The organism is Ancylomarina sp. 16SWW S1-10-2 (assembly GCF_009669305.1).
Taxonomy (GTDB): Bacteria; Bacteroidota; Bacteroidia; order Bacteroidales; family Marinifilaceae; genus Ancylomarina.
In genome coordinates this window covers 13,588-33,478 of the sequence record NZ_SADB01000015.1, presented here as the reverse complement: position 1 = coordinate 33,478, position 19,891 = coordinate 13,588, and the positions used below count along the sequence as shown (strand labels likewise).

The window sequence follows — 19,891 nt, the reverse complement described above, 5'->3', positions numbered from 1 at the left end:
AAATGAAATCCAATCAAGATATATTTATTGAAAAACTGGATAATTTTATCCGGAAATATTATCAAGTAAAAATCCTAAGAGGACTACTTCTTACGGTTATTTTCCTGATACTACTTTACCTGGGTTTAAGTGTTTTTGAATACCATTTATATTTATCATCAAAAGTTAAAACAGTATTGCTTATTGTAGGAGCTAGCTTGCAGATAATTGTTTTAATATTTTCCATTTTACTTCCACTAAGAAGCCTTTTAAATAAAGGCTCACGCATTTCGTATCGAAAGGCTATTACGTTAATCTCGGCACATTTTCCCGATTTGGAGGATAGGCTTTTGAATACCTATGAATTAAACGAGAAAGCATCTCTTAATTCAGACGAAAATGCTTTGCTTATAGCAAGTATTAATAAGAGGATATCTTCACTAAAACTATTATCATTTCGCGAAAGCATTACCTTTAAGGACACCTATATTTATCTAAAATATCTAGCTGGAATATTGTTTTTAGCGACTATCATTTATTTTGCTTTCCCCGACTTTTATTCAACTAGCAGTACGCGATTAATTCACTTTCAGCAAGATTTTCAAGCTCCAGCAGATTTTGAGTTTATTGTGGAAAGTGAGCTATTTGCAGAAAAGGGAGAAAATTACCTTTTAAGTGTTCATACTCAAGGAAAATTATTACCTGAGTTTGTAGATTTGATATATGGTGGACAAAAGTATTTGATGACTTTAAATGAGTCTGGATCGTATACCTATGAGTTTAGAAATTTAAATGCTGATATTCAATTTTCGTTTCAATCGGGTAGAACAAAATCGAGAGTTTATCAATTATACTTAAAATCTAAACCTATTTTAGATAAGCTTGAGATTAATATAATTCCTCCTGTTTACACAGGTTTACCTTCTCGTAAGGAGAGTCAAATTGGAGATGTGAGTATTCCTATAGGCTCACGTCTAAAATGGTTTATAGAAGCCTATGATGCGGATACGCTTGCTGTTCATTTTGTGAAGAAGGATAAATTTATTTCAAAAGACGATTCCAAATTAGAATTTTCCGATGTCATTTTTGAATCAGATACCTATGAAATTAGTTTAGCGAATAAAGCCTATCCTAAGAAAGTTTATGCTCGTTACCAACTTGAAGTTTTGCCCGATCAATTTCCGAGTATTGGAATAAGTGTTCAGGCGGATTCGATTAATGATTCGGCTTATTATTTTAAGGGGGTGATAAAAGATGATTATGGTTTTACAAAATTAAATTTCGTTTATCAGCTTGAAGAGGGTGATTCTAAATTTGTAAATGTGCCCATTCAGAAAAATCTTAATCGACAAGAATTTTATTTTGCCTTTGACTTCGCTTCATCAAATATTCCAGCAGGAAGTCGTTTGCAATATTATTTTGAAGTTTTTGATAATGATGCTATCAATAAACCCAAAAGTACAAAGTCCGATTTTCTAAATTATTATTTACCAAACGCGGAACAGGTTTTTGAATTGAATTCTCACATTCAGGATAGTTTGACAAGCAAAATTGAGAAAGGGAAGGAAATAAGTCGTTCTATCCAGCAGAAAGTGCATAAATTACAGAAAAGTTTATTGGACAATTCCAGTGACCAATGGCAACAAAATCAGATGTTTAATGAGATTGAAGCACAAAAAAACCACCTTGAGAATCTCTTAAAAGAAATTAAGAAGGATAATGGCCGTAAAAATCAGCTTATGAAGGCGGCAGGATTGCAAGATTCGCTACTTCTCGACAAACAAAAGAAAATTGAAGAGCTGATGGAGAAAATAATGGACGATGAGTTGAAATCACTTTTTGAAGAGTTCAATAAATTGTCCGAAGAGCTCGATAGAGATAAGATTAATAAATTGGGAAACCAATTGAAAATGTCTATGAATGATTTTCAGAAACAACTCGATAGAAATTTACAATTATTGCAGCGTTATGAAATTGAGTTAGGGGTAAAACAAATTTCATCTCGAATTGAAAAACTAGCCGAAGAGCAAAACGAACTTTCCAAGTTTAAACGAAAAGATAAAGAATCTGCAATTGGAAAACAGGTTGCATCTAAAATGAAATGGGAGCGGATTGAAAAGGATCTTGATGATCTTTTAAAGAAAAATACAGAAATTAATAAACCTTTTAGTTTAGGTGATTTTAACAAGGAAAAAGAAGACATACAAAATAGTATGCAAGAAAGTCTCGATCAGCTTCGAGATAATAATCTAAATAAGGCTGAAAAAAGTATGCAAAATAGTTCTCAGAAACAATCTCAAATTGCTCAGAAGCTTTCTAGCGCAATGTCTGGAAGCATGTCTATGCAAATGAGTGTTGACACTGATATGTTAAATAAATTACTAATTAATCTAATTGATTTTTCTTTTCAACAAGAAAAGCTTATTTTAGAATTGCAAAAAACGAACTATCAGAACCCATTATATGTCAATATTATAGACAAACAAGGGGTTTTGAAAGAAGAATATGAATTGTTACAAGATTCTCTATTATCTTTATCGAGTCGTACACCTCAGGTTGCGGCCTTAATAGGTAATAGAATATTTGATTTAGAAGATTTATTGCGTAACAGCCTTGATGAGTTAACTAATCGTCGTGCTTATCAGGCTAGGGTTACTCAACAGAAATCAATGACAGAAATCAATGAGTTGGCCGTGTTCTTGTCAGAAGCATTGAAACAACTGATGGAGCAAATGGCAAATGGAATGCCAGGCAATCAAATGGGAGACAAAAAGGGAAATCAGCCTTCATTTTCAGGAATGAAAGCACAGCAAGAGTCCCTTAAAAAGATGCTCGAGCAGATGATTGAAGGTATGAAAGATGGAGAAGGTAAGGCTGGTAATAAGAGTGAAAAACTAGGTAAATACCTTCAAGAACAAGAGATGTTCCGTCAAAAAATGAATGATATGATTCAGCATGGAGGACATGGTGAGCAAACAGATAAGATTTTAAAAGAAGTGATGAGAATGATGGAACAGACGGAACGTGAAACGTCTAATTATTCTATCAATAGTCAAACTATAAAACGTCAGAATCTTATAATGTCACGATTATTAGAAGCTGAAAATGCTTCACGAGAAAAGGATTTTGAGAAGAAAAGAGAAAGTAAATCGGGTTATAATCATAAATTAAGCAACCCCAAGGAGATATTTAAGTATAAGAAAATAGATACCGAATTCGATGACTTATTAAATGATTCGAATGTTAAACTCATAGATTATTACAATAGAATTTATTTGGATTACCTTATTCAATTAAACAATGGCAAAATCAGATAACCTACTAAGACTTCCTTCTCGTGTTGATTACTTAAAGCGCGTTGAGAATCTAATTAGTAATCTGTCATCACATTACAATATTAATCAAGAAGCTAAAGATAAAGTTTCATTAGCTGTTTTAGAGGCCGTGAAAAATGCCATTTGCCATGGTAATAAGCTTGATTATAAAAAAACTGTGACTGTTCACTTTCAGATAAGTGAAAATAGTATTTCATGCGAAATCATGGATGAAGGTGATGGTTTTGATTTTTTATGCGTTCCAGATCCAACTCTTCCTGAAAATATTGAGAAATTAAGCGGAAGAGGTTTATTTTTGATGAATTATTTGGCCGATTCTGTAAAATATAGTGCAGATGGTAGACATGTTAAAATGATTTTTAATATTTAATTAATGCAAATAAGTTATAGTACTTGCGAAACTGAAATGCCTGAAATTAATCAGGAAAGAATTAGTTTGTGGATCTCTAAAGTGGTAGAGAATTTTGAATGTGAAATAGGGGAGATTAATTATTATTTTTGTTCCGATAATTATTTGTTAGAAATGAACCGTGAACATTTAAATCACGATTACTTTACGGATATTATCACTTTTGATTACAGAGTATCAGATATTATATCTGGCGATTTATATATTTCTATTGATACTGTTCGTGATAATGCCGAAGAATATAAGGTTGATTTTTTCGAAGAATTGCACCGCGTTATAATTCATGGTATACTTCACTTGCTTGGCATTGATGACAAGTGTGATGAGGATCAGAAAATAATGACCCAAAAGGAAGATGAATCATTAGTATTACTTTCCAAGATTCATTAGATTTGTAAAATTTTCTAATTAAAAAATTGATTATTAGTTCTTTACATTGCTTATCTTGCATATAAAGAGTTGATCTATAATATATTACCCTAAAGTTTAACTGAAAACTTTGGTCTAAAATACTGAAAGCAAATATGTTAGCTGAATATGATGTAATAGTAGTAGGTGCCGGTCATGCAGGTTGTGAGGCCGCAACTACAGCTGCGAATTTAGGATCCTCGGTGCTTTTAATCACTATGGATATGAATAAGATTGCACAAATGTCTTGTAATCCGGCCATGGGCGGTATTGCGAAAGGACAAATTGTGCGAGAAATTGATGCTTTAGGTGGTTATACGGGCATTGTTACCGATAGATCTTCTATCCAATTTAGAATGCTTAATCGTTCTAAAGGACCTGCTATGTGGAGTCCAAGAGCCCAGTGCGACCGTATGGTTTTTTCTGCACAATGGAGAAGTGTTATCGAGAATACAGACAACTTAGATATGTGGCAAGATGCTGTAGTTGCCCTGTTATTCGAGGATAAAAAAGTTGTAGGTGTTAAAACAAAATTAGGGATTGATATTAAATCGAAAACTGTTATTTTAACCAATGGAACGTTCCTAAACGGCTTAATGCATGTTGGTCATAAGCAAGAAAGGGGAGGTCGTTCGTCAGAACCAGCTTCGCTTGGAATAAGTGAGCAGTTGAAATCAGTTGGTTTTGAAGTAGGCAGAATGAAGACAGGAACACCTGCTCGTTTAGATGCTAGAAGTATTGATTTTTCTGTTATGAAACGTCAGGATGGGGAAGATGATTTTCATCAATTTTCGTATTTAACGAATCATGTTGATAAGGAATTAATTCAACGTCCTTGTTATATTACATATACAAATCCTGAAGTGCATTCAGAGCTTAAACTGGGTTTTGAAGAATCACCAATGTACGATGGAACAATTAAAAGTACAGGACCACGATATTGCCCAAGTATAGAATCAAAATTAGTGACTTTTTCTGCTAAGAATGAGCATCTTTTATTCTTAGAACCCGAAGGTGAAACAACTCATGAATTCTATATTAATGGCTTTTCATCAAGCTTAGCTTGGGATATTCAACTGAATGGATTGAGAAAAGTACCTGGTCTAGAGAAGGTGAAAATGTATCGTCCAGGATATGCTATCGAATACGATTATTTTGCGCCAACACAGTTATATCGTACCTTAGAAACAAAGCTCATTGCAAATTTATATTTTGCTGGTCAGATTAATGGAACAACAGGATATGAAGAGGCAGGAGCACAGGGTATGATGGCCGGTATAAATGCAAGTTTAAAGGTTCAAAATCGTGATTCTTTTACCCTAAAACGTGATGAAGCCTATATTGGTGTATTGATTGACGATTTGGTGACTAAAGGTGTGGACGAACCATATCGTATGTTTACTTCAAGAGCTGAGTATCGAATTTTATTGAGACAAGATGATGCTGATGTGCGATTAACGCCAAAAGCTTTCGAGATAGGTTTGGCTGGTCAAGAACGTATGGATTTGCTTAATGAGAAGATTGAATATAGAAATAAGCTTATTGATTTTTGTAAAGAATTTGGTGTAAAACCTAAATATATAAATGCTGCTTTAGAAGATTTGGGAACAAGTCCACTTAAACAAGGTGTGAAACTTTATGATGTTATTTTAAGACCACAAGTTCATATTTCCGATTTACTTGATTCTATTCTTCCTTTAAAAGAAATGGTTGATTCTATTCCCAATAGGACAGAGGAGATTGTTGAAGCGGCAGAAGTTTTGATTAAATATTCGGGTTATATTGAGCGAGAAAAATTGATCGCTGATAAGTTAATTCGACTTGAGAAGATTGTCATTACAGATCGTTTTGATTATACGACTTTACAGTCTTTATCGACTGAAGCACGTCAGAAACTAGATAAAATTAGACCTGAAACGATTGGTCAAGCCTCGCGAATACCTGGTGTGTCGCCAAGCGATTTAAACGTTCTTTTAGTACTTATGGGGCGCTAACGTTCCACGTGGAACCTTGTGTTAGGTTTGTATGTAGATGTGTCCTTTAAGGACTCGAAAACGCCTTGTTTCTTTTGGAAATGGGCGTTTTTGTGTATGTAGCATAAGGTGTTTGACTAAGATTAAAGCATATTCTAATTAGAATTCTTTTTAATTGGATACTTAAGTAACTTGTATATAAATTGAAAACCTTTAATTATGACTAAATCTAAATTTACTGTTGCAGGGAATATTATAGATGTTGTCTCAAAGAAAATTTTTAAGGGGGAGTTGACCATTTGTGATGGATTCATTTCTTCTATTAAAGAACTGGATGATGTTCCCGATCGTTACATCCTTCCTGGTTTAGTTGATTCGCACGTGCATATTGAAAGTTCACTTTTGATTCCAAGCCGATTTGCCGATTTAGTTGTACGAAAAGGGACTTTAGGTGTTGTGACTGATCCTCACGAAATAGCTAATGTACTAGGGGAGATTGGTATCGATTTCATGATAAATGATGCAAGAAAGACGCCCCTAGAAATTCGTTTTGGGGTACCATCTTGTGTGCCAGTCACACCATTTGAAACATCAGGGTTCAAGCTTGGATCGAATAAGGTTGAGAGTTTACTCAAACGTGAAGAGGTGGTGTGCTTGGCTGAGGTTATGGATTATCCTGGTGTCGTGAGTCATGAGTTAGAAGTCATGAAAAAAATAGTTGCTACCAAACGGTTGGGTAAAAAAGTAGATGGGCACGCACCTGGACTTATGGGGAGTGATTTAAAAAAGTATGCCGCTGCAGGCATTTCTTCCGATCATGAATGCTCTACTTTGGATGAAGCTTTAGCTCGAATTAACTTGGGTATGATGGTACAGATTAGAGAGGGTAGTGCCGCGAAAAACTTTGATGCCTTATATTCTTTAATTGATTCTAATCCTGATAGAGTGATGTTGTGTACCGATGATACACATCCTGACGATTTGTTTGAACATGGTCATATTGATAATCTTATTCGTAAAGGATTAGAAAAAGGATGTGATCTTATGAATCTATTGCGAGCATCATCATTTAATGCGATTAAGCATTATGACTTGAATTTAGGTTTACTACAAAAAGGAGATTCTGCAGATTTTATTGTCATTGATAATCCAGAGTCTTTTAATGTATATTCTTCCTATATGAAAGGGGAGTGTATTTATAAGGAAGGGGAAGTCTTTTTCGAAAGCCACAATGAGATCGTATTGAATAATTTTTACCGTAAAGAAATCAAGTTGAAGGATATTCAAATTGAGGCTAGAGACTGTGATGTAAATGTAATAACTGTAAGTGATGGTGAATTATTAACAGGTTGGGAAAAAGCCAAACCTAAAGTAAAGGATGGTAAATTTGTTGCTGATACAAATAGAGATATATTAAAGATTGTTGTAATGAGTCGTTACAATAACGAAAAACCTGTTGTGGCTTTTGCACAAGGTTTTGGTTTTAAGAAAGGGGCTATTGCTGCTAGTATTGCTCACGATAGTCACAATATTATTGCTGTGGGAACGAATGATGCAGATATCTTAAATGCATTGAATACTGTAATTGAACTAAGAGGTGGCATGGTTGCTTTTCATGGCGATAAGGTTAGATCGGTACAACTTGATATAGCTGGTTTGATGTCAAATAAAAGAGGTGAGTATCTATTAGCAGATTATAATCATTTGTCTTTTTTCATTAAAAGTTTCGAAAGTAGCTTTCATTCTCCATTTATGACACTGGCTTTTATGTCTTTACTTGTAATACCTAAACTTAAACTTTCAGATAAAGGCCTTTTTGATGTTGAACAATTCAAATTAATTGATTTGTATTGTAAATAGACTTGCCTATATTGCCTTTTGATCCATTAGAATTTGTTATCTGTGATAGAAAATAAGCATATTGCTCGTCTAAAAGAACTGGTTTCGGCTTTGCCAGAGGAACCGGGAGTTTATCAATTTTTCGACGAGAACGATAAAATAATATACGTAGGAAAAGCTAAACGTTTAAAAAGACGTGTCGCTTCTTACTTTAATAAGGTTCACGATTGTGGAAAGACCAATGTGATGGTCAAAAAAATCGCGAATATTAAACATCTTGTGGTTGAGACGGAGGAGGATGCTCTTTTGTTGGAAAATAATTTAATTAAAAAGCATCAACCGCGATACAATATTCTTCTTAAAGACGATAAATCCTACCCTTGGATTTGTATTAAAAAAGAAACTTATCCCCGTGTTTTTATCACGCGACAATTGGTGAAAGATGGCTCAGAATATTTTGGACCTTACACCAGTGTTCGTATGGTAAGAACATTAATGGATTTAATTCGTTCGTTATATAAGTTAAGAACCTGCAACCTTAAGTTGACTGAAGATAGTATTTCACAAGGTAAGTTTAAGGTCTGTTTAGAGTACCACATGGGTAATTGTAAAGCGCCTTGTGTTGGTAAAGAATCCTTTGAAGATTACCGCCAGACTATTGCAGATATAAAGCATATTTTAAAAGGTAATATTAAAACGGTTACCGACTTTCTTCATGATAAAATGCGTGTTTTAGCTTCAGACTTTAAGTTCGAGGAGGCACATTTAATTAAGGAGAAGTTAGATTTACTTGAGAAGTATAAGAGTAAGTCAACCATTGTTAGTCCTACTATTGAAAACATTGATGTTTATTCCATAATAGCTGATGAAGATACAGCGTATGTCAATTTCTTGAAACTTGTAAATGGTGCTATTATTCAGGCTCATAGTATCGAGATTAAGAAGAAATTGAATGAGAGCGAGGAAGAGTTATTGCTAATGGGAATTGTGGAGATACGACAAAAGATCTTTAGTACGGCCAAGGAAATTTTAATTCCTTTCCCTGTTGATTTATCAATGCAAAACATTGGGTTTACAGTTCCTCAAAGGGGAGATAAGAAAAAGCTCTTAGACTATTCTTTTCGAAGTGTGAAATATTTCAGACAGGAAAAATTAAAGCAGCTTGCAAAAATACAACCCAAGAAACATGTGGATAGAATTGTTGAGGGAATGAAAAAGGATTTTCGTCTTCAGGAATTGCCTGTGCATATCGAATGTTTCGATAACTCCAATATTCAAGGAACCATTCCTGTGGCTTCATGTGTTGTTTTCCGAAACGGGAAACCGTATAAAAAAGACTACCGACATTTTAATATTAAAACGGTTGTTGGAGCCAACGATTTTGCTTCTATGGAAGAGATCATTTATCGTCGATATAAACGTTTACTGGAGGAAGAGAAATCATTACCTCAGTTGATTGTAATTGATGGTGGGAAAGGGCAGTTGGGTGCAGCCTTAAATGCTCTTGAGAAATTAGATTTAAGAGGGAAGATTGCGATTGTTGGGATTGCGAAACGTTTAGAGGAAATCTTCTTTCCTGGTGATCCTTATCCTTTGTATTTAGATAAGAATTCGGAAAGTTTGAAGGTTGTTCAATATTTGCGTAATGAATCTCACCGTTTTGCAATTACCTTTCATAGGCAGAAGAGATCTAAGGCTTTTATCGTCTCAGAGCTTGATGAAGTCTCAGGAATTGGTCCTAAAACGAAGCAAAGTTTGATTGCGACCTTTAAATCGGTTGAGAATATAAAAAAAACAAGCTTAGAAGATCTTGAAAAATGCATTGGTAAAGCCAAAGCCCTAAAGCTCTGGAAACATTTCAATTAGGATGTTTAAGTTAGAGTGATTAATTATGTTTTTTACCTTAGCTAATTCTCTAAAAAATAGCTTTTATAAGCTCATTTAGACTTAAGTTATTGAAATAAGTATCCATATCAAGAGTTTTAAGCTCACTGCTTATCGTTTCTTTATGGTGGGGCATGTTAATTAGTTTCTCTTCAAGTTTTGCTATGCTTTCTTTTTTAATACAGTTACCGAGAATTTCAGCTCTAACAATTCTTCCTTTCTCTATGTCAAGTTCAACTTCTAGTATGTTACCATTGGCAAAACTGAGTAATCTTTCGATTTTGTACTTGGGAGAATAGCCAAAATTCCATTCCCATTTCAAGTATTTTTCTTCCATCAGTTTTAAAATGGCTTCACGATCTGCTTCTTTCAATTCATAGGCTTTAATTCCAGGGAATGTTTCTTGAAGATGATCTACAATTTTAGTCTGTAGTTCTTCAATACTTAAAGGAGAGGAGAGATGATCGCAAATATTCGTTACACGACTTCTAATGGAACGAACGCCTCGGTCTGTAAACTTTAATGGATTAACCTTTAGAAGGCTATTTAGGCGGTTTAAATCGCTTGAAAAAAGCATGGTGCCATGCTGTAACACTTTGCTTCGGTAAATGTGAGAAGCGTTACCCGAGAATTTCATTCCCGCAATTGTTAAATCACTTTTCCCTTCGAATTTAGCATCCACATTAAGACTTTGAAGCACATCGATAACAGGTTGAGAATATTTTTTAAAATTGATTAATTCACCCTTAGTACCATTGCTGATGAAGCAATAGTTTAAGTTTCCGTCGTCATGAAAAACGGTACCACCTCCTGATAGGCGACGAACAATTTCGATTCCCTCGTCCTCACATTTATCCAAATTAATCTCAGCTAAAGCATTCTGATGTTTGCCTATAATAACTGCCGCTTTGTTGCGGTAGAGCATATAGAAATTCTCTTCAAAGTTCTTTAAAAAGTATTCTTCTGTTGCTTGATTGTATGCTGCTTGATTGCTATTGCTGATATAGTAGAACATGTAATTCGTAGGGTTTTTGCTTTATGATTTTGGATTAGTTGTTCTTAATCGTTCAAAATCATCAATTTTAATTCTTTGATTGTCTCTTACAAATATGCTCAATAAAATTGGATTGCCTTTATTCTGATTTAATTTTATAGAAGCTTTCTAAGGATTCCCTATTATAGAATCTGTAAAAATTTAACTTTGCTAATTGATAATCTAAAATATAGAAAATGTGTGTTGTTATACAGAGAGTGAATCGTGCTTCGGTAGAAGTGGAGAAGCAAATTATTGGTGAAATAGAGAAGGGGCTTTTGATTTTGGTCGGTATAGAAAATGCCGATAAACAAGAGGATATCGATTGGCTTTGTAGAAAGATTTGTAATCTAAGAATTTTCGATGATGAAGCTGGTGTAATGAATAAATCTCTAATAGAAGTTGGAGGCGATATTTTAGCCATTAGCCAGTTTACCTTGCATGCAAAAACCAAAAAAGGGAATCGTCCGTCTTATATTCATGCCGCAAAACCGGATATATCAATTCCCTTATACGAAGCCTTTCTTTTAGCTTTGGAGAAAGAGAGTGGTAAAACACCTCAAAGAGGTAAGTTTGGCGCCGACATGCAAGTTTCTTTAATTAACGACGGCCCGGTTACCATTACTATTGATACCAAAATCAAAGAGTAGTTTGATGTGTTCCTGTGATGATTGGGAGATATGATATCTCTGAAATATGCTGAAATGCAAATTAAAAAATCTGCGTTAATCTGTGAAATCTGTGGGAGAATTTGCTTTGTTTACGTGACGATTGGGGGATATGTTGTTGAGGTAATATGTATAAATGAAAACTAAAAAATCTAAGTTAATCTGCGCAATCAGCGGAAGTGTTTAATATGTAAATAGTGAAATTATGAATAAAGATATAAGTATAAAAGAAGCCCAAGAACAAGTCGATGCCTGGATAAAGAAATATGGTGTACGATATTTTTCTGAACTCACCAATATGGCAATTTTAACTGAAGAGGTTGGGGAAGTAGCTCGTATTATTTCACGCAAATATGGAGAACAATCTTTTAAGGAGAGCGACAAGAAAGTAGATTTAGCAGACGAAATGGCCGATGTACTTTGGGTTTTAATCTGTCTTGCTAACCAAACTGGGGTGGATTTAAATAAAGCTTTTCAGAAAAATATGGAAAAGAAAACCTGCCGTGATAAGGAGAGGCATATAAATAACACTAAGTTATTCTAGCTTTTGTTATATTTTAGATGAATGTCTTATTCTGAATAAGCTCGACATTTGCATATTAGTACATAGGTATATATTTAGTTTTATAAAAAGGTCAAAGCCATCATTACGATGGTTTTGGCCTTTTTGTTTGCTTAAATGTTTCTTGAGTAAATAATAGCTAATAATAAGTATATACTGTTTTGTGTAATATTATGTTCTATGTGTTTTTATGTAATACACTATACTATTAATCATTAGAATAAGTGTATTCGTCGTTTAATAATGTATGTTTACAACAATTATTGTGCTCTTTGTCACATTACTGCCTTGACGAATTTATGTATTATTTTATTTTTACCAACCAATTAATGTGTTTATTTACAAGTGTATAGGAGGTGTGATTGTGTGAATTCATACTGTAGAAGAGTGCTACTTAGTCTAAAAAAAAGTGAGAATATCGAAACAGGTAGTCTCTCTTAAAATGTAAAACCTTAAAACGAATATATGAAAAAACTATACTCAAAAAACCACAAAGAAGAGAAATATCCGTGCTCTTTTGGACCAATTAGAGCTATGAATACTAATATAGTTAAGGATACTTTCAAAATCTTATTCTTAGTCGTCATATTGTTCGCTATTTCCGTGAATTCTAGTATGGCAATCACAAATGGAACGGCAGATGGCACGTATGATTTTGGAAATGTTGGAGCTGACAATTCTGGAGGGGCAGGATATAAAACTCAAGGTGATAAGTTTATAATTAGCAATAATTTTCAAGGTGCGGAGCCAGTTATTTATTTGAATAACAAGTTGGCCAATGGAAATACTACATTTGGTTCTGTTGAATGGAAAGCAGAAGGAACAACAACCATGAAAGCCTTTACGTTTGAAAATATGGTAATAGGTTCTTTTACAGCTTCAACTATAATTACTCAATTTGAAGTTATACTAAAGAATGCATTTGGAGCAACTATTGCTGCTCATACATTTTCTGGGAGTCAGGTAATTGATAATTTCGACTTTTCAATTAGTAGTTTTTCCTTTTCTACAGCTTGGCCAGCTGGTGGTTACGATAATGTCGCTGAAATAGCAATAAATTATACTACAGCCAATCCGACTTCAAACTTTGAATTTAGATCTATAACTATTTCAAATGTAACGAATACAGTTGTTACTAATAACGCTCCAACAGCTACTGCGCCAAGTACTCCAATAGTAGCCGAAGATGACACAAATGTTGCTCTGGCAAATGATATTCAAGTGTCAGATACCGATGGAGATGATCAAACTCTTACATTTACAATAACCGGAGGAAAGCTTACTACTGGAACTTCAGGTCTCACCTTTGGTGGCGGTGGAAATGGTTCATCAAGTTTTACGGCGGCTGGTACTTTAGCTGCAATTAATACGGCTTTGGATGCCGCAACTTTTACACCAACTTCTAATTTAAATGGAACCAATGCAGGTACGATTTCATTTACAACTAATGATGGAACAGAAACTTCAAGTGCTGCATCGGTTAGTTTTGATATAAGTGCAGTAAATGATGATCCTCAAATATCTGGTTTACCTTCTGATATCAACGTTACGGAGGATGTTACTAGTAATGTTGATCTTTCGGCTACAACATTAAGTGATGTTGATGCTGGGGGAAACAGTATTGTATTAACAATAACTGCAGGAACAGGAACCCTTGTAGCAAGCTCAGGTGGTTCTGTTACCATTGGTGGTTCGGATACTGGAGTGCTTAGTTTAAGTGGCACACTTGCCAATATCAATACTTATTTAAATTCTGCTTCGAATATAAAATATACAGGTTCTCTTAATGTAAGTGGAAATGATGCGTCATCAGTAAGTTTGACTGTTAATGATGGTGGTAATACTGGAACAGGAGGCGGAACAGATATTTCTTTAGGAACTGTAAATATTGACATTTCAGATGTAAACGATGAACCTACGTTAACAGCTACAGCTACCAACCCCACATTTACTGAAGATGGAAGTGCTGTTTTTGTATTTAGTAACGCTTCAGCATCAACAATTGAAAGTGACCAAAGTTTTTCTGCTTTTACCGCAACAATTTCCAATGTTAACGATGGTTCTAATGAAGTTCTTACTTTGGATGGAAGTACTATTGTTCTAACCCATGGTACTACTGGAACAACGACTACTAATTCACTTACCTATAGTGTTTCTCTAAGTGGAACAACTGCAACTTTAAGCCTAAGTGGAGGAACATTAATTACTTCTGATTTTCAGGTTTTGATTAATATGATTGCTTACCAAAATAATAGTAATACACCTAATATTACAGATAGAGTGGTGACCATTACTAGCCTAACAGATAGTGGTATTAATACAGGCGACAACGATAATATGGCTGATCTTTCAATAGTTTCCACTGTTGAATTGCAGGCAACCGACGATTTATCTACAGTCACAACTCTGGCTATTTCTGACATTTTATTTTCAACAGCCACGGCAAATGGAAGTATTACTGATCTTGGTTCGCCAAATCCAACTCAACATGGCGTTTGTTGGAATACATCGGGGACACCAACAGTAGCAGATAGTAAAACCGAAGAAGGTGCAATTACTACAACCGGAGCATTTGTCTCAGATATAACAGGTTTAATAAGCGGTATAACTTATTACGTTCGTGCTTATGCCACCAATAGTGCTGGAACAAGTTATGGTTCTCAGGTGAGTTTTACAACGGTAAATAAACCAACAATTACTACAACACCAGAATTAACTGTAGCTTACGATAAGCCATACGCATATAGTATTGTCGCCACAACCGAGGGTGAATTAGAAACAATAATTTCGGCACCAACTGTACCTGACTGGCTTACGGCTAGTGCTGATGGACAAAGTCAAGCAAGCGTTTTTGGTGATATTCCAGAAGGCGTATCTATTTCTGGTGTAGCTGGCGATGATGAGGGTAATATTTATGCGATTACTTCTAATGGAACTACAATATATAAAATTGCTCCTGATGGTAATACCACATTGTGGAGGGATGATTTAATTTCAGGGCAGGTTTATGCGCTTCATATTGCAAATGGGTACTTGTATATTCCTCGTTATGGTAATTCAAGTCAGTCGATTACTCGTTTGCCTTTGAATAATTCATCGGCTACCGAAGAAACATTTGCTTCGATAGCAGGAGGAGCACTTTCATTAACTGATAAGGATGGCTGGATTTATGCTGCTGATTGGAATTCAGCTACTATCTCCCGAATAAATGAAGATTCTAAAGCAGTAGAATTATTATTAGATTCATCAGATGGCGTACCTAGTAGTGGACCTTTTGGTTTAACTTTTGATCAAGATGACAATCTATATATTGCTACATGGACTAATAAATCAATTTTAAAGTATGATGGAAGTAGTATCACAACTGTTCTTTCGGGTTTACCAAATAATGTTAGTTCAATTAGGCAGGACAAAAGAGGAAACTTTTACCTTTCTATGTCATCTGGTGGGGTACGGAAATATACCCAGAATTTTTCGTCTTATGAAGATGTATCATTATTAACGAATGACAATATTTGGAGTTTGTCATTTACATCTTCAGGAGCACTTGTTTATGCGAAGTTTGGAACCAATGAAGTTTACCGTTTGCAAACCGGTGCAATACTATCAGGAACCCCTTCTAAGTCAGATTTAGGAGATCACTTAGTTGTGATTAGAGCCACTAATGATGCTGGATATGTTGAGCAAGCCTTTACCATTACAGTTATAGATACTATAAAACCATCAGTATCTGTTTTTAGTCCTCTTGATAATGCAACAGCAGTAGGTTTAAAGCCAACGCTATCGGTAACCTTCGACGAAGAGATAAGCCTTGCATCAACAGGTACATTATCTTTGATTAGTGACGGATCGAATTTAAAGACATACGATTTGTTTGTAGTTGATGATAGAAATGCTTTTACTCAGTCGACAGATAATAAAACTCTTAGTTTAGACATCACAGAGAGCTTACCCAAAAATAGTCTGATAACAATTGAGATTAGTTCTGACTTTGTAAAGGATTTGAGTGACAATGGGAATGCTGAAATTACCGTAGCATCAGGTAGTTGGAATTTTACTACAATTAACACACCTTCTATAGCAACAGCAGCCATTACAATTTTTAATACGACATCAGCTACAATGGGTGGAGAAGTAACAGCTGATGGAGGATCTTCAGTGAGCGAACGAGGAGTGGTTTATTCTGTAACAGCAACCAACAGTAATCCCGAAATAGGAGGAACAGGAGTTACCGTAAATGCAAATGGGACAGGAACGGGAATATTCAGTAAAAGTATTACTGACTTGACTGCAGGTGCCACTTATTCGGTAAAAGCTTATGCTATAAATACTGCAGGTACTTTTTATGGTTCTGAGGTGAGTTTTACAACGCAAGCCATTCCGGTTGTTACTGCAAGCCAAACATTCAATGTAAATGAAAATGCTGAAACCAATGCTAGTGTAGGAACTGTTTTAGCAACAGATGACGATGCAAGTACGACTTTTAGCTCTTGGACAATTACAGCTGGTAATACAAATTCTGTCTTTGCTATTAATGAATCAACAGGAGAAATTACGATTACAGACAATACGAATCTTGATTTTGAAACAACAATTACTTACACTTTATCCGTAACAGTAGGCGATGGTGTAAATACCAGTTCTGTTCAAACAGTAAGTGTTAATGTAACTGATATCAACGATGAGCTTCCTGTTATTACGGCTTCTCAGACTTTTAATATTGATGAAGATGCTGTAAACAATGCTAGTGTAGGAACCGTTTTAGCAACAGATGCTGATGCAGGTACGACTTTTAGCAGTTGGACAATTACCGGAGGGAACTCAGATGCAATTTTTGTGATTAATGAATCAACAGGAGAAATTACGATTGCAGACAATACAAATCTTGATTTTGAAACAACAACTACTTACACTTTATCCCTAACAGTAGGCGATGGTGAAAATACGAGCTCTGTTCAAACAGTAAGTGTTAATGTAACTGATATCAACGATGAACTTCCTGTTATTACGGCTTCACAGACTTTTAACATCGATGAAAATGCTGAAAACAATGCTAGTGTAGGAATCATTTTAGCAACAGATGACGATGCAGATACAACTTTTAATAGTTGGACAATTACCGGAGGGAACTCAGATGCAATTTTTGTGATTAATGAATCAACAGGAGCAATTACAATTGCAGACAATAGGAATCTTGATTTGGAAACAACAATTACTTACACTTTATCCGTAACAGTAGGCGATGGAACAAATACAAGTTCTATTGAAACTGTAAGTGTTACTATAAATGATATCAACGATGAACTTCCTGTTATTACAGCTTCACAGACTTTTAACATCGATGAAAATGCCGCAAATAATGCTAGTGTAGAAAGTGTTTTAGCAACAGATGACGATGCAAATACCACTTTTAGCAGTTGGACAATTACCGGAGGGAACTCAGATGCAATTTTTGTGATTAATGAATCAACAGGAGCAATTACGATTGCAGACAATACGAATCTTGATTTTGAAACAACAACTACTTACACTTTATCCGTAACAGTAGGCGATGGAGTAAATACCAGTTCTGTTCAAACAGTAAGTGTTAATGTAAGTGATATCAACGATGAGATTCCTGTTATTACAGCTTCACAGACTTTTAACATTGATGAAGACGTTGTAAATAGTGCCATTGTAGGGCGTGTTTTAGCAACAGATGACGATGCAGGTACAATTTTTAGCAGTTGGACAATTACAGCAGGCAATGAAGATGCAATTTTTGTGATTCATGAATTAACAGGAAAAATCACAATTGTAGACAATACGAATCTTGATTTTGAAACAACAACGAATTACACTTTCTCCGTAACAGTAGGCGATGGTGAAAATACTAGTTCTGTTCAAACAGTAAGTATTAATGTAACTGATATCAACGATGAACTTCCTGTTATTACAGCTTCACAGACTTTTAACATTGATGAAGATGCCGCAAATAATGCTAGTGTAGGAACTGTTTTAGCAACAGATGCCGATGCAGGAACGATTTTTAGCAGTTGGATAATTACTGCAGGCAATACAAATTCTGTCTTTGCTGTTAATGAGTCAACAGGAGCAATTACGATTGCAGACAATACGAATCTTGATTTTGAAACAACAACTACTTACACTTTATCCGTAACAGTAGGCGATGGGAAAAATACCAGTTCTGTTCAAACAGTAAGTATTAATGTAACTGATATTAACGATGAACTTCCTGTTATTACGGCTTCACAAACTTTTAATATTGATGAGGTTGCAGTAAATAATGCTAGTGTAGGAACTGTTTTAGCAACAGATGACGATGCAGGTACGACTTTTAGCAGTTGGACAATTACAGCAGGGAATACAAATTCTGTCTTTGCTGTTAATGAGTCAACAGGAGCAATTACGATTGCAGACAATACGAATCTTGATTTTGAAACAACAACTACTTATACTTTATCTGTAACAGTAGGTGATGGAGAAAATACCAGTTCTGTTCAAACAGTAAGTGTTAATGTAACTGATATCAACGAAGCACCAACAGGCATTCAACTCTCTACAAACACAATTTCTGAGAACTCAGTAATAGGTATAGAAGTTGGAATGTTAACAGCCAGCGATGTTGATGCCAATCAAAGCTTCACTTACACAGTAGCTGAAAATGAAAACTTCGGGATTTCAGGAGATAAGCTGGTAAGTAAATCAGTCTTTGATTTTGAAACAAAGGATAGCTATTCAGTTGAAATCACGGTGACGGATAAAGGCGATTTGAGCTATACTGAGAGTTTTAGCATTACTATTACCGATGTAAATGATGGACCGAGTGATATTCAACTTTCAGCCAATACAATTGCAGAGAATTCAGCAATAGGAACTGAAGTTGGAATACTAAGCACAAATGATGTAGATACAAATCAAACTTTTACTTATACAATTGTCGAGAATGAGAACTTTGAGCTTGTAGGTGACAAGTTAGTCAGTAAAGCAGCTTTCGATTTTGAAACTTTGGATAGTTATTCTGTTGAAATTACTGTTGTTGATCAAAATGATTTGAGCTATACCGAAAGTTTGACCATTCAAATTACCGATGTGAATGAAGCACCTGTTTTTGTATCTGAAGCTATTACCGTAGGCGCTGAGGACATGGAATATATTTACACAATAGAAAGTATAGATGTTGATGGCGATGCTATTAATGTGCTTGCTATTGAAAAACCAGAATGGTTAAGTCTGGTTGATAATGGCGATGGTACATTCATGCTAAGTGGTACACCAACTCTAGGAGGTTCTTATCATGTGGTATTAGAAGCCCAAGACTCAGAATTTACAGTTGAACAAGAATTCAATATTGAAGTGGAGGTTGTTACAGGTATAGAACCTAGCTTTACTGAAACGATGGTGAGTATCTATCCTAATCCTGTGGCCAACGAATTGCATATCGATTTCTCAAATTTTAAAGGAGAAAATCTAGATATAGCTTTATACAGTTTAACGGGAAGCTTAATGTTTAAAGAAACACATCAAAATATAGGGGAGGAAGTCAGAATTAATAAATCACTCCAGCATTTAGGGGCTGGTATGTACTTACTAGTATTTGATATGGATAATGTTCGTAAGACTTATAAAATTGTGAAAGAGTAACTTTAATTAATTGTTGTCGAAAGCCCAAATCATCATTGCAATGGTTTGGGCTTTTTTATTTGAACACACTTGCTAGTGATCAGTTCTTCTAGCAATTTTATGTTCTCTATTCTAACATCTTTAATTTACTGAACTTTTGCACCAAGCGAAGTTGTAA

At 35.0% G+C, this 19,891-nt stretch carries 10 protein-coding genes; 9 read left to right on the top strand and 1 reads right to left on the bottom strand.

Translation table 11 applies throughout. The features are described from left to right. The first annotated feature begins 2 nt into the window (after window positions 1-2). From EMN46_RS12965 to uvrC, 6 genes are all read left to right on the top strand, one after another. Window positions 3-3,296, top strand: a complete 3,294-nt coding sequence (locus tag EMN46_RS12965; protein ID WP_154201247.1) for a DUF4175 family protein — start codon at window positions 3-5, stop codon at window positions 3,294-3,296. Beyond that, window positions 3,280-3,684 (top strand): ATP-binding protein, encoded by a 405-nt coding sequence (locus EMN46_RS12960; RefSeq protein ID WP_154201246.1) that lies wholly within the window; start codon window positions 3,280-3,282, stop codon window positions 3,682-3,684. Before EMN46_RS12965 ends, EMN46_RS12960 begins: the two co-directional genes overlap by 17 nt. A gap of 3 nt (window positions 3,685-3,687) precedes the next feature. After that, the gene (ybeY, locus tag EMN46_RS12955) at window positions 3,688-4,113 is read left to right on the top strand and encodes an rRNA maturation RNase YbeY (RefSeq protein ID WP_154201245.1); all 426 of its coding nucleotides are present in this window, start codon (window positions 3,688-3,690) and stop codon (window positions 4,111-4,113) included. A 134-nt stretch (window positions 4,114-4,247) separates the two neighbouring features. Continuing rightward, complete coding sequence (gene mnmG / locus EMN46_RS12950) at window positions 4,248-6,125, top strand: tRNA uridine-5-carboxymethylaminomethyl(34) synthesis enzyme MnmG (RefSeq protein WP_154201244.1); 1,878 nt, start codon at window positions 4,248-4,250, stop codon at window positions 6,123-6,125. Window positions 6,126-6,323: 198 nt separating this feature from the next. Next, a complete protein-coding gene (ade, locus tag EMN46_RS12945; protein WP_154201243.1) occupies window positions 6,324-7,964 on the top strand; it encodes an adenine deaminase in 1,641 nt (546 codons plus the stop codon). A 42-nt stretch (window positions 7,965-8,006) separates the two neighbouring features. Next, window positions 8,007-9,809 (top strand): excinuclease ABC subunit UvrC, encoded by a 1,803-nt coding sequence (gene uvrC / locus EMN46_RS12940; protein WP_368667538.1) that lies wholly within the window; start codon window positions 8,007-8,009, stop codon window positions 9,807-9,809. Between the two features lie 49 nt (window positions 9,810-9,858). Here uvrC and EMN46_RS12935 read toward each other — a convergent pair whose 3' ends face one another. Then, window positions 9,859-10,842 (bottom strand): lipoate--protein ligase, encoded by a 984-nt coding sequence (locus EMN46_RS12935; RefSeq protein ID WP_154201241.1) that lies wholly within the window; start codon window positions 10,840-10,842, stop codon window positions 9,859-9,861. Between the two features lie 215 nt (window positions 10,843-11,057). Between EMN46_RS12935 and dtd the strand changes: the two genes are divergently transcribed. The 3 genes from dtd (at window position 11,058) to EMN46_RS12920 (ending at window position 19,734) form a co-directional block, all read left to right on the top strand. Then, window positions 11,058-11,510, top strand: coding sequence for a D-aminoacyl-tRNA deacylase (gene dtd, locus EMN46_RS12930; RefSeq protein ID WP_154201240.1), 453 nt, complete (start codon window positions 11,058-11,060; stop codon window positions 11,508-11,510). 223 nt (window positions 11,511-11,733) lie between these two features. Continuing rightward, window positions 11,734-12,072 (top strand): nucleotide pyrophosphohydrolase, encoded by a 339-nt coding sequence (locus tag EMN46_RS12925; RefSeq protein WP_154201239.1) that lies wholly within the window; start codon window positions 11,734-11,736, stop codon window positions 12,070-12,072. Window positions 12,073-12,555: 483 nt separating this feature from the next. Beyond that, window positions 12,556-19,734, top strand: coding sequence for a cadherin domain-containing protein (locus tag EMN46_RS12920; RefSeq protein WP_154201238.1), 7,179 nt, complete (start codon window positions 12,556-12,558; stop codon window positions 19,732-19,734). The last annotated feature ends 157 nt before the right edge of the window (window positions 19,735-19,891 follow it).